Below are 20,168 nucleotides of genomic sequence, written 5' to 3'. Positions count from 1 at the left end.
TGCGGAAGCACCACGCGTACGGGGATGCGTACGGGCACGGTCTCGCGCGAGGGGAGGCGGACGGATGAGCGGCCGGGCACGACTCGCGCTGTGTGCCGCGCTGGCCACCCTGTGTGCGGCCTGTGCACTGCTGCCGCTGGTGGATCCGGTCAGCTGGATCCTCCAGGCGGCGATCCTGCTGGCGATCATGACGGGGGTGGGCGCGCTGGCCCGCCGGGTCCCGCTCGCCGGACCGCTGACGATCGCCGCCCAGCTGGTGGTCCTGGTCCTGCTGCTGACCGTGCTGTTCGTGCCGACCGACGCCGTGCTCGGCCTGCTGCCGGGCCCGGACGCGGTCGCCGCGTTCGGCCGGCTGCTGCGGAGCGGCGTCCAGGACGTCGGCCGGTACGCCATCCCCGCCCCGGTCACCCCCGGCATCCGGCTGCTGCTGGTCGCCGGGGTTCTGCTGATCGGCCTGATCGTGGACGCCCTGGCGGTGACGTACCGCAGTGCCGCGCCCGCGGGTCTGCCGCTGCTCGCGCTCTACTCGGTCGCGGCGGGGCTGGCCCAGGGCGGTGCGGGCTGGCTGTGGTTCCTGATCGCGGCGGCGGGCTATCTGCTGCTCCTGCTGGCCGAGGGCCGCGACCGGCTCTCCCAGTGGGGCCGGGTCTTCGGCGCCGCGGGACCGGGCCGGCCCGGCGGCGGACCGGGTTCCGCGGCCGGCGGACCGGCCACCGCGCCGGTCCGTACGGGCCGGCGGATCGGTGCCCTGGTCCTCGGCATCGCCGTCGTGGTGCCCGCCGCGCTGCCCTCCCTCGGCGACGGGCTGCTCGGCCCCACCGGCAGCGGCCCGGGCCGCGGCGGCGGGGGCGGCACGATCTCCGCGGTCAACCCGCTGGTGTCGCTGCAGGACAGCCTCAACCAGCCCGAGGACCGCGAGGTCCTCAACTACCGCACCACCGCCGCCGATACCCGCGATCTGTATCTGCGGATCGTCGCCCTCGACCAGTTCGACGGCACGACCTGGAAGCCGTCCGAGCGCACGGTCACGGACGTGCCCGAACGGCTGCCGGAGCCGCCCGGCCTCAGTTCCGCGGTCGGCCGCGAGCGGATCAACACCTCGATCTCGACCGCCGGGTGGTACGCGCAGAACTGGCTGCCGCTCCCCTATCCCGCGTCCCGGGTGGACATCTCCGGCCGCTGGCGCTTCGAGCCGCAGGGCCGCACGCTGGTCGGCGACCGCGGGCAGAACACCCGCGATCTGCAGTACCAGGTCGAGAGCCTCCAGGTGCGGCCCACCTCCCAGCAGCTGGCCACCGCCCCGGCACCGCCCGGCGAGCTGCTGCGCGAGTACACCAAGGTGCCCGCCTCGCTCCCCCCGGTCGTCCGGTCCACCGCCCGCCGGGTCACCCGGGGCGCCTCGACCGCCTACGCCAAGGCCGTCAAGCTCCAGGACTGGTTCGCGCTGTACGGCGGCTTCACGTACAACACCGAGGTCCGGGCCGGCAGCGGCGCCGAGGCGATAGCCCGGTTCCTGCGGCAGAAGGAGGGCTTCTGCGTCCACTTCTCGTTCTCGATGGCGGCGATGGCCCGCACGCTGGGCATCCCGGCCCGGGTCGCGGTCGGCTTCACCCCCGGGACGAAGCAGCCCGACGGCACGACCTCGGTCAGCCTCAAGGACGCGCACGCCTGGCCCGAGCTGTATTTCCAGGGCATCGGCTGGACCCGTTTCGAGCCCACGCCGAGCCGCGGCAGCATCCCGGACTACGCCTATCCCGACACCTCGGGCAGCACCGAGCCGGGCCGCCCGGACCCCGCGCCGGCCCGGCCCGCACCGCCCACACAGGGCCCGTCGGCGACGCCCTCGTGCGGCCCGGATGAACATCCGCCGGGCAGCGGAGCGGACTGTCCGGCGTTGCCCGCGCAGTCCGGCGCCCGTCCGTCGGGCGGTGGCCCGTCCCCCTGGGCGGTGGCCGCTCTCGGGCTGGTCGCACTGCTCGTCCTGCTCCTGCCCGTGGTCCCGCTGCTGTGGCGGCTGCGGCTGCGCTCCCGGCGACTGGCGCCCAGCGGCCCGGGCGGGAGCGGCACGACGGACGCCGGCGGGGCTGCGGCCGTGCTGACGGCCTGGCAGGAGCTGCTGGACACCGCGTGGGACTTCGGGATCGTCCCGGACGAGTCGCTGACCCCGCGCAGGGCGGCCGCCCGGATCATTCGCGTCGGGGAATTGCAACCGGAGCCCGCCGCCGCCGCGCACCGGGTCGCGGAGGCGGTTGAGCAGATCCTCTACGCCCCCCGCCCTCGGCCGGTGACCGGGCCGGCCGGCGACGTTCGGCAGGTGCTGGCCGGATTGCGGGCCGGTGCGCCCCGTCGACTGCGACTGCGGGCCCTTTTCGCCCCGCGCTCGGCCGCCCGCCTCCGCCGCGCCGGCGCAGCCCGCTGGGCGTCCCTGCGCGTCCGCTGCCGTACGAGCCCCCCGGTGACCGCACTACGACGAGCGACGTCCGCGCTCCGGCGGGGGCGTCGGCAGCGGGCGTAGGTCGCGGGGCGCAGGGAGCAGGGAGCAAAGCGCAGGAGCGGCTTCCGGGCACCGGGGGCGTCCGGGGCGTGGGGCGGATCCGCGGTGTGGTGCGGGCGTGGGGCGCGTCCCGGGTCGGGGGCGCGTCCGGAGCGTGGGGCGGGTCCAGGGCGTGGGGCGGGGCCCGGGGCGTGGGGCGGGCCCGGGACGTGGGGGCGGGCCCGGGACGTGGGGCGCGGCCGGAGCGCGGGGCGGGTCCAGGGCCTGGCGTCCGGAGCATGGGGCGGGTCCAGGGCGTGGAGCGCGTCCGGAGCGTGGGGCGGGCCCAGGGCGTGGAGCGCGTCCGGAGCGTGGGGTGGGCCCAGGACGTGGGGCGCGTCCCGGGCTGGGGCGGGTCCAGGGCGTGGGGCGGGTCCGTTGGGCGGGCCCGGCGGCGGTGTACGACGGTCCGTGACTCCGGCAGGGTCAGGGGCCGGGGGTGCCCCGTGGGGCTGGGGTGCCCGGTGGGGGCAGGAACGCCCGGCAGGACCGCGACGGCCGGCACGGCCTCGGCGCCCGTCAGGACCTCGGCGCCCGGCCCCAGCACACGGCGCACGGCGCCCGGCGCTGGCACACGGCGACAACGCCACGCCCGGCCATGGCCGTCACGGCCGGCCGGCTGGGTACGGGGCCGGCACGGCCGGCACGGCCGGCACGGCCACGATGCCCGGCCCCGCTGGCCCCGTACCCAGCCGGCTCGTCGCCGCCGTACCGCCGGCTGGCACGGCGCGCAGCCGGCAGCAAAGCCTGTTTGCCTCGGCAGGACATGCCGGCGGCAGTAGAACGTGCCGGCGGGAGCAAAAACTTGCCGGTGGCAGCAGAACGTGCTGTGGCCGCCCGAAGGGATCGGGCGGCCACAGCACGGAAAGACCGGGGACGCGGCGACGGCGCGTCAGGGGGAGGACGTTCGGAGCGGGGTCAGTGGCCCTGCTGCTCGTCGCGGCGGCGCTGCCAGCGGTCCTCGATGCGGTTCATCATCGAACGCCGCGGCCGGGCCTGACGCCGCGCCGGGCCCTCGGCGCCGGCGCGCTGTTCACCGGGCTTGGGCGCCTTGCGCCACCCGGTGACCGCCAACACGGCGCAACCGAGCATCACGAGGAATCCGACCACGCTGATCCAGATCTGCTGCGCGACCATGCCGGCCATGAGCAGGGCGATACCCACCAGGAAGCCCGCGACCGCTTGGTAGACCCGTCGCCGGGTGTACGTACGCAGCCCGCTTCCCTCAAGCGCTGTCGCGAACTTGGGATCTTCGGCGTACAGCGCTCGCTCCATTTGCTCGAGCATGCGCTGCTCGTGCTCCGAGAGCGGCACGGAGTCCTCCTACTCGTCGGTCGCGGGGGGCGACCGGGGTGCGACCCTTTCAGGATAGGCAGGGAATCGCCCCCGTGAAACCCGCCCCTCGACGCCAGTTCACTGTCCGGGCCGCCGTGGCGGCCGGGGGTGATGCTGCCTGCATTCCCCACCCGCCTGTCCGTCATGCCGGAACGTCGTACACCGATCATACGGGGCCAAGGGGCCGATCGGGTGGCCTGTGGCCGACCGCACGCAGCCGGCCGGGCCCGCTCCCGGGTCAGTCGCGCTCGGCGAGGACGTGCAGCTGGGTGGCGACGGCGTGGAAGGCGGGCTGCTCGGCGGCGGCCGCCTCCAGCTTCAGCAGGGCGTCCATGGCACCCGGCTCGGTGTCGACGAGTACGCCCGGGACCAGGTCGGCGAAGACCCGGACCCCGTGCACCGCACCGACCTGCAGGCCGGTGGCGGAGACCAGGCCGGTGAGCTGTTCGGCGGTGAACCGGCGGGGCACCGGGTCGCCCTCGCCCCAGCGGCCGGCCGGGTCGGTGAGGGCCTGGTGGGCCTCGGTGAAGTGGCCGGCCAGAGCGCGGGCGAGCACGGCACCGCCGAGGCCGGCCGCGAGCAGGCTGAGGGTGCCGGCCGGGCGCAGCGCGTCGACGGCGTTGCGGATGCCCTCGGCCGGGTCGTCGACGTACTCCAGCACGCCGTGGCAGAGCACGGTGTCGTAGCCACCGCGCTCGACCACGTCGAACAGGCCGTGGGCGTCGCCCTGGACGGCCCGGATCCGGTCGGCGACGCCGGCCTCCGCGGCCCGGCGCTCCAGGGCGAAGAGGGCGTTGGGGCTGGGGTCGACGACCGTGACGCGGTGGCCGAGGCGGGCGACCGGCACGGCGAAGTTGCCGGTGCCGCCGCCGGTGTCGAGGACGTCCAGGGCGTCGCGCCCGGCCGCCTTGACCCGGCGCTCCAGGGCGTCCTTCAGGACGTCCCAGACCACGGCGGTACGAAGGGATGCGCGCGGGCGCAGCGGGTCAGACACGGCGGGTGGCTCCTCGGCGGGGGCATGAACATCCAGTCGTCCACCACCCTATTCCGTCCCGCGCCGTCCGCCGTCCACGGAGCCCCGCGGAGCGGGTGAGGGCCTGCTCACCCGCCCCGCCGGGCCTCGCGGCCCGTCCCTGACGCTCTTCCGCGGAGCCCCGGGCCCCGCCGCCGGCGGCGCACTCACTCCGCCGGTGCGGACCCCGGGCTTCCCTTGCGATGGCCCGCTCATTGCGGTGGCCCGCTCACCCCGCCCGCTGGGGCGGCAGCGGCGGCTGGAGGAGCAGCATCCGTTCGACCAGGCGCAGGAACATGGCGACGTCCCGCAGGAGGTCGTCGGCGTCCCGGCTGCTGGCCGCGCCGGCTATCCCGGCCTCGGCCCGGGCCCGGCGGGCGGCGCCGGAGGCGAACAGGGCGCTCCACTCGGTGAGTTCGGGCGCGACCTCGGGGAGGAGGTCCCAGGCGCTGCGGATGCTTTCCCGGCGGCCGCGCCGCGTAGCGGCCCCCGGCCTGCGGCGTAGGGTGGGCTCCGGGCGGGCGCGCGCGGCGAGGACGGCGGCTGCGGTGCGCAGCGCGGCCAGATGGGCGGTGGCGAACCGCTCGTTGGGGGCTTCCAGGGTGCGCGCTTCTTCGAGGCCCTGCTGGGCCTGGGCGAGCAGGGCCAGGGCGGCGGGTGGTGCGGCCGCCCGGCGCAGGACGGGGTGGACATCGCTCGGGGGACCGTACGCAGCGGAACTGGCCCCGGTGGGACGAGCTGCCATGACGAACCTCCTGTCGTCACATGCCGGTTCGGGGCCGAACGCTGATTCGGCCCGTCTGACCCCATCGTGCGGCAGACCACTGACAATCGGCCCTGACCTGCACATTCGCCGGCCGTACGGCGGATTTCGCGCGGAGCGGGGCAAGCGCGGGCGATTCCCGGCGCGAACCGTTTCGCCGGCCCCCCTTGCGGAGGGCGGGGTGGGATGCGGCATAGTGTTTGTACTGACCAGTCAGTACAAGGGAGGGATCGTGGACAGCACCCCGCACGGGGCGGCGGTCACGGCCGAGCGGTTCGGGGTCAAGGGCCCCCGCGGCTGGGCGTTCCGGAACGTCGACATCACGGCCGGCCCCGGCTCGCTGATCGCCGTACAGGGCCCGTCGGGCTCGGGCCGTACGTGCCTGCTGCTCGCGCTCACCGGCCGGATGAAGTCCGCCGAGGGCACCGCAGGGATCGGCGGGCTGGCACTGCCCAAGAAGAAGGCCGCGGTCCGGTCGGTCACCGCACTCGCGCATGTGCCCGGGATCGCCGATCTCGAACCTGCCCTGACCGTAGGCGAGCACCTGCGCGAACGCGCCCTGTTGCAGGGCCGGTTCGGCGGTTCGCTGCGCGCCCTGCTGCGGCCGCGCCGGGAGCGCCGGGCCGAGGCCCGCGCCCTGGTGGACGACGCGCTGGCGACGGCCGGGCTCGACCTCGCGGCGCTGCCCAAGGGGATCCGCACGTCGGTGCGCGACCTGGAGCGGCTGGAGGCGCTGCGGCTCTCCGTGGCGCTCGCGATGATCGGCCGGCCCCGGCTGCTGGCCGTCGACGACACCGACCTGAAGCTGTCCGACGAGGAGCGCACCGCCGCCTGGGAGATGCTGCGCGGCATCGCCGCGGCCGGCACGACCGTCCTCGCGGTGTGCAGCGAGCCGCCCGGGGACGGCGCGGACGTGGTGCTGGTCCGGACCGGCAACCGCCCGGTGCGGACCACCGGACAGGCCGCCGCAGGCGCGCGGGACACGGGCGCGCAGCCCCCCGCGCAGGGGTCCGAGGAGCCGGCCGCCGGGGACGGCGACGGCGAGGCGAAGGACGACGACGCGAAGGACGACGAGGAGGGGCGGCCGATGCGCTCGCCGAAGCTGGCCGCGCTTGAGCTGAAGCGGTTCGGGAGGGGGAAGCTGCCGCGCGCCGCACTGGCCGCGCTGCTGCTCCTGCCGCTGTTGTACGGCGCGCTCTACCTGTGGTCCTTCTGGGACCCGTACGGGCGGCTGGACAAGATACCGGTCGCGCTGGTCAACGAGGACAAGGGCGCCGAGGTCGGCGGGAAGCACCTCTCCGCGGGCGACAGCATCGTCGACGGCCTCGCGGACAGCCACACCTTCGACTGGCAGCCGGTGGGCGCCGCGGAGGCCGCCCGGGGCATCGAGGACGGCACGTACTACCTGTCGCTGTCCATCCCGAAGGACTTCAGCCGGCGGATCGCCTCCAGTTCGGGCGACCACCCGGAGACCGGCGCCCTCAAGGTGCGCACGAACGACGCGAACAACTACATCGTCGGGCAGATCTCCCGGACGGTGTTCTCCGAGGTGCGCGCGGCGGCCTCGAAGAAGGCGTCCCGCACGTTCCTGGACAAGATCTTCGTCTCGTTCTCGACCCTGCACGACAAGACCCAGGAGGCCGCGGACGGCGCGGGCCGCCTCCGGGACGGCATCGGGCAGGCCGAGGACGGCGCCGGCAAGCTGGCCGACGGTCTGGGCGGCGCCAAGAACGGCAGCGGCCGGCTCGTCACCGGCCTCGGTGACCTGAACGCGGGCGCCGGGCGGCTCTCCCGAGGGAGCGGCGACCTCGCCCGCGGCGCCGGTACGGCCGCCGACGGCTCGCGCCAACTGGCCGACGGCGCCGGGCAGGTAGCCGACGGGACGCAGCAACTGGCGGACACCGTCAACGGCGTCGTCGGCAAGGTGGGACCGTTCGTCCGGGCGCACGGCAAGGAGATCGGCGAGGCCGCCCAGCTCGTCGCGGACGGCTCGCAGGCGGTCCACGACCACCTGGACAAGCTGCCCGCTGCGGCCGCCACCGGGGCGAAGCTCTCCCGGGGCATCTCCGACCATCTCGCCACCTACTACCGGCTGCGCTGTGAGAGCGGGGTCACCCTCGACACCTCCTGCGCCGAACTGAAGCGCATCAAGGACCAGGCGGCCACCGCGGCGGACAAGGCCGAGGAGGTCAGCGGCTACGTCCACGACCAGAAGAACCTCGACCGGCTGGGCCGGGACCTGGAAACCCTGCACTCCCTGGCGAGCGAGCTGGCGCAGCGCGGCCCCACCCTGGGCGCCGACATGGACGCCGCGGTCAAGAAGATCAACGACCTCAACGACGGTGCGCACAAGGTGTCCGCGGGCGCCCGCAAGCTGGCCGCGGGCAATGCGCAGCTGGCCGCCGGCGCGGACCGGCTGAACGACGGCGCGCACCAGCTGCACGACGGCACGGGCCGGGCCGCGGCCGGGATGCAGGACCTCGACTCCGGGGTGGGCAAGCTCAAGGACGGCGCGCAAACCCTGGACGGCGGCATGTTCAAGCTCTCCGACGGCTCGCAGAAGCTGGCCGGCGGCCTGCACGACGGGGCGAAGCGGATCCCCGACTACGGCAAGAGGGAGCGCGACGCCCGCACCCTGGTGATGTCCGACCCGGTGCAGCTGGCCTCCGGCGCCGCCCACAAGGCGCCCAACTACGGCACCGGTTTCGCGCCGTACTTCATCCCGCTGTCGCTGTGGGTCGGCGCCATGGTGGCGTACATGCTGATCCAGCCGCTCAACAGGCGGGCGCTGGCGATGGGCGCCTCCTCCTGGCGGGTGGCGGTCTCCGGCTGGCTGCCGGTGGTCGGCGTGGGCGTACTGCAGACCGCGGCCCTGATGTCCGTACTGCACTTCGGGCTCGGCCTGCAGATGGCCAGGGCGGCCGGCACGCTCGGCTTCCTGGCGCTGGTCACGGCCTGTTTCTCGGCGATCGTGCAGTGGCTGAACGCACAGTTCGGGCCGGCCGGCCGGATCCTGGTGCTGGCGCTGCTGATGCTCCAGCTGACCTCGGCCGGCGGCACGTACCCGGTGCAGACCAGCCCCGGCTTCTTCGGCGCCATCCACCCGTATCTGCCGATGAGTTACATCGTGGAGGGGCTGCGCCGGCTCATCACCGGGGGCGACCTCACGCCCGTATGGCAGGGCAGTGCGGTACTGGCGGCCTTCACCGTCGGCGCGCTCCTGCTGACCTCGCTGACCGCCCGTGGCCGCCAGGTGGTCCGGATGAAGGACCTCCACCCGGAGCTGAGCCTGTGAGCACGCACACCCCGGAGAGCGGCACAATCCCCTCCATGGACAGCTCCAACACACGCCGCGACGCCACCCGGCGCAAGCTCTTCGAAGCCGCGGTCACACTCATCGCCGAACAGGGCTTCTCCTCCACCACGGTGGACGAGATCGCCGAACGGGCGGGGGTCGCGAAGGGCACGGTCTACTACAACTTCGCGAGCAAGAACGTTCTCTTCGAGGAGCTGCTGCGGCACGGCATAGAGCTGCTGGCGACCTCCTTGCAGGCGGCCGCCGACGAGGTCATCGACCGGGGCGGCCGCCGGATCGACGCACTGGACGCGATGATCCGGGCCGGGCTGGACTTCATCTCCCGTTACCCGGCGCTCACCCAGCTCTACGTCGCCGAGCTGTGGCGCACCAACCGCGCCTGGCAGTCGACGCTGATGGTGGTGCGGGAGCGGGCCATCACGGTCGTCGAGAACGTGCTGCGCGAGGCGGTCGACCAGGAGGAGCTGAGCGAGGAGATCGACATTCCGCTGACCGCCTCGGCACTGTTCGGGATGGTCCTGGTGGCGGCCCTGGACTGGCAGTCGTACCAGCCGGACCGGTCGATCGACGAGGTGCACGCCGCGTTGTCCCGGCTGCTCCAGGGCCGGGTCAGCGGCCGTTCCGCGGAAGGCCGGTGACGACCGGCCACAACAACAGCGGGTAGCTGCGGACCGACCGCAGAAATGGATGAGTGCGCGCCGTATTGGTCAGGTACGGCGCGCACCCCTTTGTGTTCCCCCGCGGGCCCGCACCGGAGAGTGCGCCGCCCTGGCACGGATCGTTCCCCCTCCGATCCGACCAGGGCGGCGTTTCCCCCGTGCTCCCCCGTGGAGCCCCCGTACTCCCCCGTCGTTCCCCCGTCCTCCCCCGTCACGTCCGGGAGCCGCGCCGCTCCGCCGCCCCGTGTCGGCGGTGCGGCGCCGCTTCCCTTCCGTGGCCCCCACTCTTCCGTCCGGGCGGCCGCCGGCCCATCCGCGTACCTACTCATCTGGCCGTCTGAGTACGGATACTCAAAACTGAGCACCGGGCCCCACGGGCGGCCTACGATCTGCGTCGTGTCCGTACTTCCCTTGGTTTTCACCAGTGGCTGGGCGAGCGGGATCAACGCCTACGCCGTCGTCCTGCTCCTCGGCCTGCTCGGCACGGCCGGCGTCACCGACGACGTCCCCGCCGCGCTGCAGCGCCCCGACGTGCTGATCGTGGCCGGGGTGCTCTTCCTGGTGGAGGCGATCGCCGACAAGGTCCCCTACCTCGACTCGGTCTGGGACGCGGTGCACACGGTCGTCCGGCCGGTCGCGGGCGGCGTGGTGGCGGCGCTGCTGGCCGGGCACGACGGGTCGCTGCCCCAGCTGGCGGCGGGCGCGGTGGGCGGCTCCACGGCGCTGCTGAGCCACTTGGTCAAGGCGGGCACCCGGATCGCGGTGAACACCTCGCCGGAGCCGGCCAGCAACATCGTGCTGAGCCTGCTGGAGGACCTGGGCGTGGCCGGGATCGTGGTCCTCGCGGTCTTCCATCCGCTGATCGCCGGGTCCATCGCGGCACTGCTGCTGCTCACGGGCATCGTGGTGGTGGTCCTTCTGTGGTCGCGGATCCGCCGGTACCTGCGCCGGCGGCGGGCCCGGCGCGAGGAGAAGCGACTGGCCGCGGCGGGCGCCGGGGTGCCGCCGGCGGGCTGAGCGGGCCCCGGCCGCGACCGCACCCGCCCGTTCCGGCGTTGTCGGTGGCGGCGGATAAAGTCGCAGGCATGGCACGGATTGCGGTGATCGGCGCCGGGATGGGCGCGATGGCGGCCGCTGCCCGGCTGGCCGTCGCGGGCCACCGGGTGGCGGTGTTCGAGCGTGCCGCGACGCACGGCGGCGCGGTGCGGCAGCTGGCACGGGACGGTTTCACCTTCGACACGGGCCCGGGCCTGCTGCATCTGCCCGCGGTCTACCGCGACCTGTTCATCAAAACCGGCCGCGAGCCGCTGGAGAGCTGCCTGGAGCTGTCCCAGGTCGATCCCGCGAGCCGCCATGTCTTCGCCGACGGTACGGCGGTGTCGCTGCCCAACGCCTCGCGGGCCGGGGTCCTCGCGGCGCTGGACGAGGCGCTGGGCGCGGGGGCCGGTGAGCGCTGGAGCGAGCTGGTGGGCCGCGCCCGCGAGGCCTGGGACGCCGCCCGCCGGCCGCTTCTGGAGGAGCCGCTGTGGCAGGACTGGCGGGTGCTGGGGCGCGATCCGTATCCGGCGGTGCGCCGGCGCGGGCTGTTCGGCCGGCGCGACAAGGGGCCGACGACGGCCACCCTCGCCGAGATCGCCCGCCGCGAGCTGGCCGACCCCCGGTTGGTCGCCCTCCTGGAGAGCCATGCGCTGGCGTACGGCCTGGACCCGCGCCGGGCCCCGGCGAGCGCCGCGGTGCTGCCGTACATGGAGCAGACCTTCGGCAGCTGGTACCCCCGCGGCGGTGTGCGGGCGCTGGCCGACGCGCTGTACGAGCGCTGTCTGGCCCGCAAGGTGGAGTTCACCTTCGGTGCGGAGGTGACCGGGATCGCCGAGAAGGGCGGCCGGGTGGCGGGCGTCGAGCTGGCCGACGGCCGGCGGGAGGAGGCCGCCTTCGTGGTCGCGGGCCTCGACCCGGCCCGGCTGCCCGGGCTGCTGGGCGGCCGCGAGCCGTACGACGCGGACGAGGTGCGGCCGCGGACCGGCCCGGCGGACCGTGCCCCGGGACGGCTGACGGTCTGTCTGGCGCTGCGCGGGCCCCGCGAGGCGGGCGCGGTACACCGCACGGTGGTCCATGCCCCGGACCGCGCCGCTGAGTTGGCGGGCGTGTTCGGGGACGGCAGCGGGGGTCCGCGGACGCCCTGTGCGCGGCCGACGGTGACGGTGCTGCGCCCGGACGACCCCACGACGCGGCCCGACGGGGAGCACGAGGCGGTGACGCTGTCCGCGACGGTCGCGCCGCACGGCCCGGTGGACCGGCTCGACGGTGCGGCCGTCGAGGAGGCGGCCGACCGGCTGACGACGGTGGCCGAGGCCGCGGTGCCGGGGCTGCGCGAGCGGGTGCTGTGGCGTGAGGTGCTGCCGCCGGCGGACGGGGAGGCGATACCGGCCCCCGCGTTGCCGGGCCGGGAGGGCCGCTTCCTGCGGCCCGGGAACCGCACCCGGATACCGGGGCTGTACGCGGTCGGCGGCTGGTCACACCCGGGCGGCGGTCTGGCGCACGCCGGGATGTCCGGGGCGCTCGTCGCGGGACTGATCGTGCACGGCGACGACTGGCACGGCTCCACGTAGGGCCGGGCCGGGGTGGTCGGGGGACGTCAGGGGCGGTCGGAGCGACCCGGCGGCGGGCCGGAACGAGCCTGCGGCTCTCGGCACCGTCAGTAGCGGTACGGCCGGCCGTCGTAGTCCTGCTGCTGGTACGGCGGGTAGGGCTGCTGCTCGGGCGGGAGTTCGTCACCACGCTGCTGCGGGACCCAGACCCCGCCGGGCGGGGTCTCGCCGTAGCCCTGGCCGGGGTTCTGTCCCGCCGGCTGGCCCTGGTCGCCGTACTGCTGCCCGCCGTAGGACGCCTGGCCGTAGGGGTCGGGCTGGGCGTAGGGGTCGTAGGGCGCGGCGTACTGCTGGCCGCCGTAGGGGTCGGAGTAGCCGGCCTGGCCGGAGCCGTCGCCGTAGGCCGCGTACGGGTCGCCGTAGGGGTCCTGGCCGGCCGCGGGCGTGCCGTAACTGCCGCCGTAGCCATAGCCGTTGGCGTCACCGGCGCCGCTGCCCGCGGTGCCGTCCGTGGTGGCCCCGTACGCGTCGTAGCCGCCGTAGTCGCTGTAGTCGCTGCTCTGCGGGGCTCGGGCGTCCGGGCTGTAGATGCCGTACTGGCCGGTCTCCTCGGGCATCGGCTGCGGTGCGTAGACGGTGGTGGCGTCGAAGGCCTGGGTGGCGAACACGCTCCGGTCCTGCGGGTCCTGGTACGGGTCCGGACCGCCGTAGCCGCCCGCGCCGTACCCGTCGGCCGCGGAGTCGTAGGAGTTCTGACCGGCGTAGGAGTCCTGGCCGGCGTAGGAATCCTGGCCGGCGTAGGAGTCCCGGTCCGCGTAGGCATCCTGGCCGGCGGCGTACGGGTCCTGGCCGCCGTAACCGTCCTGCCCGGGGAAGCCGGGGCTCTGGAAGCCCCCGGTGCTCTCGAAGGTGTCCGGGCCCCCGTCCGCGCCCCGGCCGGGGCCGGCCTGCGGAGCGTCGGCCGGGCCGCCACCGGGACCGTCGGCCGGCGGCACCGCCTCGACGTCGGAGACCTGCAGGGACGGTTCGGCGGCGGGCGGGCCGGACCGGCGACCGCGGCGCCGCCGGCTCTCACCGGGCTTGCCGCCCAGCGCCCAGCCCTCGGTGAAACCGCGTTTGAAGGAGAGCGTCACATTGGTCTGGCCGGTGGCGAACGCGATCAGACCGACCCCGATCACGATCACCGAGGGGATGATGACGCCGATGACGACGCCGAGGAAGCCGACGAAGGCGAGCAACCGCCAGCGCAGCCGGGCCTTGTACTGGAGCAGCACCTCGCCCAGCAGCCACAGGGCGACCAGACCGAACGCGATGTAGAGGATCGTCCAGCCCATATACGCCCCTCTTCCGCCGCTCGCCGGCCACCGTGATCAGGGCCGCTGGTGCAGCCCCAGATTCTCGTAGATTTCCAGAGTCGCCGTGGAGTGGTTGAGGGTAATGAAGTGCAACCCGGGCACGTCCTCGGCCATCAAGCGCGAACACACCTCGGTCGCGTACTCGATCCCAATGGAGCGTACCGCCGCCGGGTCGTCCTTGACGGCCAGGATGCGCTCGGCCAGTTCGGGCGGGAACGCGGCATTGCTGAGCTGCGCGAACCGCTCGATCTGACGGACGTTCGTGACCGGCATGATCTCCGGGATGATGGGTGTCTGGCAACCCGCCGCCGCGACCCGGTCGCGGAGCCGGAAGTAGTCCTCCGGGTAGAAGAACATCTGGGTGATGGCGAAGTCCGCGCCGGCCCGGCACTTGGCGACGAAGTGGGTCACGTCGGTGTCCCAGTCCGTCGAGCGCGGGTGCATCTCGGGGAAGGCGGCGACGCCGACGCAGAAGTCGCCGGACTCCTTGATCAGCCGGACCAGGTCGGCGGCGTAGGAGACGCCGTCCGGGTGCTTGATCCACTCGCCCATGGGGTCGCCGGGCGGGTCGCCGCGCAGCGCGAGCATGTTGCGGATCCCGGCGTCGGCGTACTGGCCGATGATGTTGCGCAGGTCGGCGAGGGAGTGGTTGACCGCGGTCAGATGGGCCACCGGGGTGAGGGTGGTGTCCGTGGCGATGCGCTCCGTGGCGCGCACCGTGCCGTCACGGGAGGTGCCGCCGGCGCCGTACGTGACGGAGACGAAGGTCGGGGAGACGGCCTCGATCCGGCGAATGGCGTTCCACAGGGTCCGCTCACCCTTCTCGGTCTTCGGGGCGGCGAACTCGAAGGAGTAGGACTGCTTGCCGGAAGCGAGCAGCTCACGCACGGTCCGTGCGCGATCAGTCCTGGTGGAAGCTGTACCTAGGGCCATACGGGCAGGTTAACCAGCAGCCGGTCTCACACCAACCGTCATCGGCGTTATGCCTGGTTGGTCCGGTTCATGTCCAGTGGGTGGACATTTTGCGGCCCGCCGGGGCCCGTCAGGCGTCCCAGGTCCGGATGCGCTTGGCCAGTGCGGCGGCCGCCGCGCCCGGATCGTCGGCCTCCGTGATCGCCCGGACCACCACCACCCGGCGGGCGCCGGCCGTCAGCACCTCGTCGAGGTTGCCGGCGTCGATCCCGCCGATCGCGAACCAGGGGCGCTCGGGGGCGCGCGCGGCGGTGTACCGGACCAGGTCCAGGCCGGGGGCGTGCCGGCCCGGCTTGGTGGGGGTCGGCCAGCAGGGGCCGGTGCAGAAGTAGTCCACGCCCGCTTCGGTGAGCGCGACGTCCACCTCGGCCTCGGCGTGCGTGGAGCGGCCTATCAGGACGTCGGGGCCGAGCAGGGCGCGGGCGGCCGGGACGGGCAGGTCACCCTGGCCGAGGTGCAGCACATCGCTGCCGGCGGCGTGCGCCACGTCCGCCCGGTCGTTCACGGCCAGCAGCTTGCCGTGCCGCCGGCAGGCGTCCGCGAAGACCTCCAGGTGCCGCAGCTCCTCGCCGGCCTCCATGCCCTTGTCGCGCAGCTGGACGATGTCGACACCGGAAGCGAGCACCGCGTCCAGGAACTGCGGGAGGTCGCCCTGCTTCCTGCGGGCGTCCGTGCAGAGATAGAGCCGGGCGTCGGACAGGGCCTGTCGTGCGGCGCTCATGGGCGGATTCCCCCAGGTCAGGGGCGTACGGACCGGGTCTTCCGGTCCGTACGCCCCGAAAGGTGGTTACGGATCGAGGTGGCTGCGGAGGCCGCCGCGGCTGCCGGGGGCGGCCGCGGCGGCGGCGTCAGACGGCGAGGGCCTGGGCCCGGCGCTTGACCTCCGTGCCGCGATTCTCGCGCAGCGCCTGCGCCGGGGTGCCGGGCAGGCTCTCATCCTCGGTGAACAGCCACTCCAGCATCTCCTCGTCGGTGAAGCCGTCGTCCTTGAGGAGGGTGAGGGTACCGACGAGGCCCTTGACCACCTTGTCGTCCTTGATGAAATCGGCGGGCACCTGGAGCACCCGGTTCTCGCCGCGGCGCACCGCGATCAGCTGGCCCTCCTTGACCAGCTGCCGGACACGGGTCACCTCGACGCCGAGTTGTTCGGCGATGTCGGGGAGGGTGAGCCAGGCGGGGACGAGTCCATCGATCTTTGCGTCAATCTCGGTCACAGGACAAGCCTGCCACCTCGCACTGACAGCCGGTAGCCGGGCATCCCCGTCAGGGCCGTTCCGGCACACCGGAGAGTGACCACGCGCCCTCGGCGCGCCCGCCGGTGCGCCCGCCGGCGCCCCCGATGCCCCGGCCGCCCGCCGGCTACAGCGCCGCGGCCTTCAGCGGTACCGCCGCGTTCGCCGCCCGCTCCCGGTCCAGGGCCACACCCCGCTCGATGAGCTTGCGCCCCTGGGCGAGGTCCCGCGGCCGCCCCACGGCGAGCAGGGCGACCAGCCGGCCCCCGGGGCTCCCGCCGGCCGGCGTCCCGCCCGGCCCGCCGGCGCCGCGCAGCCAGAGCACCGACCAGGCCGCGCCGGAGGGGTCGCCGCGCCACACCAGCTCGTCGGAGTCCACGTGATGGCCCACGTACTGCACGAACCGGCCGAACTGCTCGGACCAGAAGTACGGGACGGGGTCGTAGACCAGCCCCTCCGATCCGGCGCGGGCGATGTTCTCGGCGACCGTACGGGGGCCCTGGAGGGCGTTGTCCCAGTGGTGGACCAGCAGGCGGGTGCCGTAACGGGTGGACGGGAAGGAGGCGCAGTCGCCGACCGCGTAGACATCGGGGGCGGAGGTGCGCAGCCGTTCGTCGGTGAGCACCGAGCCGTCCTCGACCGAGATCTCCACGCCCGAGCCGGCAAGCCAGGCGGTGGCGGGGCGGGCGCCGATGCCGACGACCACCGCGTCGGCGGGCAGCACCGTGCCGTCGGCGAGGGTGACCGCCCCGGACGTCACGGAGGCGACCCGGGCGCCGAGCCGCAGCTCGGCGCCGGCGTCCGCGTACCAGCCGGTCATGTGGGCGGCGACCTCGGCGGGCAGCGCACCGGCCAGCGGGCGGTCGGCGGCCTCGACGACGGTGACCGCGCAGCCCGCCTCCCGGGCCGCGGTCGCGAACTCGGCGCCGATCCAGCCGGCCCCGACGACCACGATCTCGTGCTGGGCGGCGAGCACCGGCCGCAGCCGTTCGGCGTCGTCGAGGGTGCGCAGCAGGTGGACGCCGGGCAGCCCCTCGCTGCCGGGCAGCGTGATCGGGTCGGCACCGGTGGCGATCACCGCGTGGTCGTACGGCACCCGGCCCGCATCCGTCTCGACCACGCGCTCCTCCGGGACCAGGGCGGTGACCCGGCGGCCGAGGTGGAGGTCGATGTTCAGCCCGGCGAAATCGACCTCGAAGGCGGAGCCGTCGGCCTTGCCCAGCAGGACCGCCTTGGAGAGCGGGGGGCGGTCGTAGGGCTGGTGCGGCTCGTCGCCGATCAGCGTGATCGTGCCGGGCCAGCCCTGTTCCCGCAGGGCGACCGCGGTCTGCACGCCCGCGATTCCGGCGCCGACGATCACCACGCGCAGCGTGCGGTCAGGGGCCTGGGAGGACTTGCTCTGCTCGCTCACCCGATCACTCTAGGACGGGCGGCGACGCGGCTCGCAGCAGCGCGCAAGGAGATCTCTGACACACCGTCACGGACCGCCGTCCCGGTCCCCGGGGCCACCGGTGTGGCCCCGCGTTCCCTTACGGCCCGTCGCGGCCCCGTATTAGGGTGACCGATGCACGCACTCGCGGGAGCCCGGGCGTACCGGGCTGAGAGGGAGGCTGGCCGGCCTCCGACCGTACGAACCTGATCCGGGTCATGCCGGCGAAGGGAGGGGCTGGACGCCCATGCATCCACCTGCCACAGGAACCACGAAGCACCCCGATGTACTCGTCATCGGCGGCGGCATCATCGGGCTGGTCACCGCCTGGCGGGCGGCCGGCCGCGGGCTGACCGTCGCCGTGGCCGATCCCGCACCGGGCGGCGGCGCGGCACACGTCGCGGCCGGCATGCTGGCCGCGGTCACCGAGCTCCACTACGGCGAGCAGACCCTGCTGGGCCTCAACCTCGCCTCGGCCCGCCGCTATCCGCGGTTCGTCGAGGAGCTGGAGGAGGCCGGCGGGCAGCCGACCGGCTACCGGCGGTGCGGCACCCTGGCGGTCGCCCTGGACGCCGACGACCGGGCCCACCTGCGCGAACTGCACGCCCTGCAGATCCGTTCGGGGCTGGACTCCCAGTGGCTCACCGGCCGGGAGTGCCGCCGCCTGGAGCCGATGCTGGCCCCCGGCGTACGTGGCGGGCTACGGGTCGACGGCGACCACCAGGTCGATCCGCGCCGGCTGGCCCATGCGCTGCTGGTGGCCTGCGAGCGCGCCGGGGTGGTCTTCCACCGCACGCGCGCGCAGCGGCTGACGGTCGACGCCGGGCGGGCCGGCGGGGCCCAACTCGCCGACGGGACACGGCTGTCGGCCGGCCAGACCGTACTGGCGGCGGGCAGCTTCAGCGGCCGGCTGGCCGGGGTGCCCGAGGAGGTGCGGCCGCCGGTGCGGCCGGTCAAGGGACAGGTGCTGCGGCTGCGGCTGCCGGACATGCCGGCCGGCTCCCCCGCCTTCCTGTCGCGCACCGTACGGGCCGTCGTCCGCGGCAATCCGCTCTATCTGGTGCCGCGGGAGAGCGGCGAACTGGTCGTCGGCGCCACCAGCGAGGAGCTGGGCTGGGACACCACGGTCACCGCCGGCGGCGTCTACGAGCTGCTGCGGGACACGCACGAGCTGGTGCCCGGCATCACCGAGCTGCCGCTCGTGGAGAGCTGCGCCGGGCTGCGCCCCGGCTCCCCCGACAACGCCCCGCTGCTCGGCCCGACCGAACTGCCCGGCCTGCACCTGGCCACCGGCCACTTCCGCAACGGTGTCCTGCTGACGCCGGTCACCGGTGACGTGATGGCCGAACTGCTGGCCACCGGGAGCCTCCCCGACGAGGCCCGCCCCTTCAGCCCCGCGCGCTTCGCCACCACCTCGAAGGCCGCGCACCCCCGCCTCCTCCAGGAGCAGCCCGTATGAGCGCCCCCGCCCCCACCATCTCGGTGTCCGTCAACGGCGAACCCCGCGAGATCCCCGGCGGACTCACCCTCGACCGGCTCGTCGCGACCCTGTCCTCGGCGCCGTCCGGGGTGGCCGCCGCGGTCAACGAGGTCGTGGTGCCGCGCACCCGGTGGCCCGCCACCCCGCTCGGCGACGGCGACCGGGTCGAGGTCCTCACCGCGGTCCAGGGAGGCTGACCCGCCATGGCCGAAACCGACCTCTCCGCCGAGACGCGCGTCACCCCGCCCACCGACACCTCCGATCCCCTCACCATCGCCGACACCACCTTCACCTCCCGCCTGATCATGGGCACCGGCGGCGCACCCAGCCTCGACGTCCTGGAACGGGCACTGCTCGCCTCCGGTACGGAGCTGACCACGGTCGCCATGCGGCGGCTGGACCCGACCGTGCAGGGCTCGGTGCTGTCCGTCCTGAACCGGCACGGGATCCGGGTGCTGCCCAATACGGCGGGCTGCTTCACCGCGGGCGAGGCGGTGCTCACCGCCCGGCTCGCCCGGGAGGCGCTCGGCACCGACTGGGTCAAGCTGGAGGTCGTCGCGGACGAGCGCACCCTGCTGCCCGACCCGATCGAGCTGCTGGACGCCGCGGAGACCCTGGTGGACGACGGCTTCACGGTGCTGCCCTACACGAACGACGATCCGGTGCTGGCCCGCAAACTGGAGGACGTGGGCTGCGCCGCGATCATGCCGCTGGGCTCGCCGATCGGCTCCGGCCTGGGCATCCGCAACCCGCACAACTTCCAGCTGATCACCGAGCGGGCCGGCGTCCCCGTCATCCTGGACGCCGGCGCCGGCACGGCCTCCGACGCGGCCCTCGCGATGGAACTGGGCTGCGCGGCGGTCATGCTGGCCTCCGCGGTGACCCGCGCCCAAGAACCCGTCCTCATGGCACACGCGATGCGCCACGCGGTGGCGGCGGGCCGCCTGGCGCACCGCGCGGGCCGCATCCCGCAACGCCACTTCGCGGTCGCGTCCTCCCCCGGGGACGGGATGGCCGCACTCGACCCTGAACGGCCGGCGTTCTGACCCTGCCGTTGCGCGCTTTGCGGCGCCTCCCACGTACCCGTCTGCTGCGCCGCGGGTCGTCTCGCGGTTGCGCTTTGCGGCGCGCCGCACGTACCCGTCTGCTGCGCCGCGGGTCGTCTCGCCGTTGCGCTTTGCGGCGCCCCGCACGTAGCCGTCTGCTGCGCCGCGGGGCGTCTCGCCGTTGCGCTTCGCGGCGCCCCGCATGGACCTGTCTGCTGCGCCGCGGGGCTTGGTCGCCGTTGCGCTTTGCGGCGCACCGCACGTAGCCGTCTGCTGCGCCGCGGGGCTTGGTCGCCGTTGCGCTTTGCGGCGCACCGCATGTACCTGGCCGTCCCGCCGCGGGTGTGGTTCGCCGTTGCGCCTGCGGCGGGCTGGGTGGGTGTCGGGTGCGGTGACGGACCTCCGGGGCCGGTGTTTGGGACTGCTGACGCTTTACGTCCCAAACACC

Annotated in this window: 16 protein-coding genes, 1 pseudogene and 1 riboswitch; of the genes and pseudogenes, 9 read left to right on the top strand and 8 right to left on the bottom strand. The window is 74.4% G+C overall.

Going from position 1 to position 20,168, the window contains the following annotated elements:
• Nucleotides 1-64: 64 nt before the first annotated feature.
• Nucleotides 65-2,515 carry a DUF3488 and transglutaminase-like domain-containing protein gene (locus tag AB0E02_RS21110; RefSeq protein WP_362141525.1) on the top strand — a complete coding sequence of 817 codons (2,451 nt, stop codon included), beginning with the start codon at nt 65-67 and terminating at the stop codon, nt 2,513-2,515.
• 936 nt (nt 2,516-3,451) lie between these two features.
• Here AB0E02_RS21110 and AB0E02_RS21105 read toward each other — a convergent pair.
• The 3 genes from AB0E02_RS21105 to AB0E02_RS21095 all read right to left on the bottom strand — a co-directional run bounded on the left by AB0E02_RS21105 (nt 3,452) and on the right by AB0E02_RS21095 (nt 5,625).
• Entirely contained in the window at nt 3,452-3,847 is a 396-nt protein-coding gene (locus AB0E02_RS21105) for a DUF3040 domain-containing protein (protein WP_030415502.1), read from the bottom strand.
• A 259-nt stretch (nt 3,848-4,106) separates the two neighbouring features.
• On the bottom strand, nt 4,107-4,862 hold the full coding sequence (locus AB0E02_RS21100; RefSeq protein ID WP_030415501.1) for a methyltransferase: 756 nt from the start codon (nt 4,860-4,862) through the stop codon (nt 4,107-4,109).
• A 247-nt stretch (nt 4,863-5,109) separates the two neighbouring features.
• Complete coding sequence (locus AB0E02_RS21095) at nt 5,110-5,625, bottom strand: SAV_6107 family HEPN domain-containing protein (RefSeq protein ID WP_362141522.1); 516 nt, start codon at nt 5,623-5,625, stop codon at nt 5,110-5,112.
• Here AB0E02_RS21095 and AB0E02_RS21090 point away from each other — a divergent pair.
• The 5 genes and pseudogenes from AB0E02_RS21090 to AB0E02_RS21070 form a co-directional block, all read left to right on the top strand.
• A pseudogene (locus AB0E02_RS21090) lies at nt 5,624-6,424 on the top strand (ATP-binding cassette domain-containing protein); the annotation flags it as partial. The gene AB0E02_RS21095 and the pseudogene AB0E02_RS21090 sit on opposite strands and share 2 nt — an antisense overlap.
• A gap of 306 nt (nt 6,425-6,730) precedes the next feature.
• On the top strand, nt 6,731-8,938 hold the full coding sequence (locus AB0E02_RS21085) for a YhgE/Pip domain-containing protein (protein WP_362141657.1): 2,208 nt from the start codon (nt 6,731-6,733) through the stop codon (nt 8,936-8,938).
• Nucleotides 8,939-8,973: 35 nt separating this feature from the next.
• Nucleotides 8,974-9,597, top strand: a complete 624-nt coding sequence (locus AB0E02_RS21080) for a TetR/AcrR family transcriptional regulator (RefSeq protein ID WP_362141520.1) — start codon at nt 8,974-8,976, stop codon at nt 9,595-9,597.
• 417 nt (nt 9,598-10,014) lie between these two features.
• Entirely contained in the window at nt 10,015-10,635 is a 621-nt protein-coding gene (locus AB0E02_RS21075) for a DUF4126 domain-containing protein (protein ID WP_362141518.1), read from the top strand.
• 68 nt (nt 10,636-10,703) lie between these two features.
• Nucleotides 10,704-12,227 carry an NAD(P)/FAD-dependent oxidoreductase gene (locus AB0E02_RS21070; RefSeq protein ID WP_362141516.1) on the top strand — a complete coding sequence of 508 codons (1,524 nt, stop codon included), beginning with the start codon at nt 10,704-10,706 and terminating at the stop codon, nt 12,225-12,227.
• Between the two features lie 86 nt (nt 12,228-12,313).
• On the opposite strand, the gene AB0E02_RS21065 is transcribed toward AB0E02_RS21070, so the two are convergent.
• The 5 genes from AB0E02_RS21065 to AB0E02_RS21045 form a co-directional block, all read right to left on the bottom strand.
• Entirely contained in the window at nt 12,314-13,540 is a 1,227-nt protein-coding gene (locus AB0E02_RS21065; RefSeq protein WP_362141514.1) for a hypothetical protein, read from the bottom strand.
• A gap of 36 nt (nt 13,541-13,576) precedes the next feature.
• Complete coding sequence (gene metF, locus AB0E02_RS21060) at nt 13,577-14,494, bottom strand: methylenetetrahydrofolate reductase [NAD(P)H] (RefSeq protein ID WP_310727685.1); 918 nt, start codon at nt 14,492-14,494, stop codon at nt 13,577-13,579.
• A gap of 109 nt (nt 14,495-14,603) precedes the next feature.
• Nucleotides 14,604-15,254 carry a thiamine phosphate synthase gene (gene thiE / locus AB0E02_RS21055; protein ID WP_362141511.1) on the bottom strand — a complete coding sequence of 217 codons (651 nt, stop codon included), beginning with the start codon at nt 15,252-15,254 and terminating at the stop codon, nt 14,604-14,606.
• 127 nt (nt 15,255-15,381) lie between these two features.
• Nucleotides 15,382-15,747: an Rv2175c family DNA-binding protein gene (locus AB0E02_RS21050; RefSeq protein WP_030807602.1), complete on the bottom strand. Its 366-nt coding sequence runs from the start codon at nt 15,745-15,747 to the stop codon at nt 15,382-15,384.
• 145 nt (nt 15,748-15,892) lie between these two features.
• Nucleotides 15,893-17,176: an FAD-dependent oxidoreductase gene (locus AB0E02_RS21045; RefSeq protein ID WP_362141509.1), complete on the bottom strand. Its 1,284-nt coding sequence runs from the start codon at nt 17,174-17,176 to the stop codon at nt 15,893-15,895.
• Nucleotides 17,177-17,331: 155 nt separating this feature from the next.
• Nucleotides 17,332-17,444: riboswitch (TPP riboswitch) on the top strand.
• Here AB0E02_RS21045 and thiO point away from each other — a divergent pair.
• The 3 genes from thiO (at nt 17,442) to AB0E02_RS21030 (ending at nt 19,720) form a co-directional block, all read left to right on the top strand.
• Complete coding sequence (gene thiO, locus AB0E02_RS21040; RefSeq protein WP_362141507.1) at nt 17,442-18,653, top strand: glycine oxidase ThiO; 1,212 nt, start codon at nt 17,442-17,444, stop codon at nt 18,651-18,653. (Overlaps the previous riboswitch by 3 nt.)
• A complete protein-coding gene (thiS, locus tag AB0E02_RS21035) occupies nt 18,650-18,871 on the top strand; it encodes a sulfur carrier protein ThiS (RefSeq protein ID WP_362141504.1) in 222 nt (73 codons plus the stop codon). Before thiO ends, thiS begins: the two co-directional genes overlap by 4 nt.
• 6 nt (nt 18,872-18,877) lie before the next feature.
• Complete coding sequence (locus tag AB0E02_RS21030) at nt 18,878-19,720, top strand: thiazole synthase (protein WP_362141502.1); 843 nt, start codon at nt 18,878-18,880, stop codon at nt 19,718-19,720.
• The last annotated feature ends 448 nt before the right edge of the window (nt 19,721-20,168 follow it).

The organism is Streptomyces sp. NPDC048196, assembly GCF_040652715.1.
Taxonomy (GTDB): Bacteria; Actinomycetota; Actinomycetes; order Streptomycetales; family Streptomycetaceae; genus Streptomyces; species Streptomyces siderophoricus.
This window is presented reverse-complemented; position numbering and strand designations above follow the sequence as displayed.

What these genes read in the sequence shown, in the direction of transcription:
- thiS (WP_362141504.1), top strand. Translation starts at nt 18,650, where the DNA reads ATGAGCGCCCCCGCCCCCACCATCTCGGTGTCCGTCAACGGCGAACCC.
- thiE (WP_362141511.1), bottom strand. Translation starts at nt 15,254, where the DNA reads ATGAGCGCCGCACGACAGGCCCTGTCCGACGCCCGGCTCTATCTCTGC.
- AB0E02_RS21070 (WP_362141516.1), top strand. Translation starts at nt 10,704, where the DNA reads ATGGCACGGATTGCGGTGATCGGCGCCGGGATGGGCGCGATGGCGGCC.
- AB0E02_RS21030 (WP_362141502.1), top strand. Translation starts at nt 18,878, where the DNA reads ATGGCCGAAACCGACCTCTCCGCCGAGACGCGCGTCACCCCGCCCACC.
- metF (WP_310727685.1), bottom strand. Translation starts at nt 14,494, where the DNA reads ATGGCCCTAGGTACAGCTTCCACCAGGACTGATCGCGCACGGACCGTG.
- AB0E02_RS21080 (WP_362141520.1), top strand. Translation starts at nt 8,974, where the DNA reads ATGGACAGCTCCAACACACGCCGCGACGCCACCCGGCGCAAGCTCTTC.
- AB0E02_RS21110 (WP_362141525.1), top strand. Translation starts at nt 65, where the DNA reads ATGAGCGGCCGGGCACGACTCGCGCTGTGTGCCGCGCTGGCCACCCTG.
- AB0E02_RS21085 (WP_362141657.1), top strand. Translation starts at nt 6,731, where the DNA reads ATGCGCTCGCCGAAGCTGGCCGCGCTTGAGCTGAAGCGGTTCGGGAGG.
- thiO (WP_362141507.1), top strand. Translation starts at nt 17,442, where the DNA reads ATGCATCCACCTGCCACAGGAACCACGAAGCACCCCGATGTACTCGTC.
- AB0E02_RS21095 (WP_362141522.1), bottom strand. Translation starts at nt 5,625, where the DNA reads ATGGCAGCTCGTCCCACCGGGGCCAGTTCCGCTGCGTACGGTCCCCCG.
- AB0E02_RS21065 (WP_362141514.1), bottom strand. Translation starts at nt 13,540, where the DNA reads ATGGGCTGGACGATCCTCTACATCGCGTTCGGTCTGGTCGCCCTGTGG.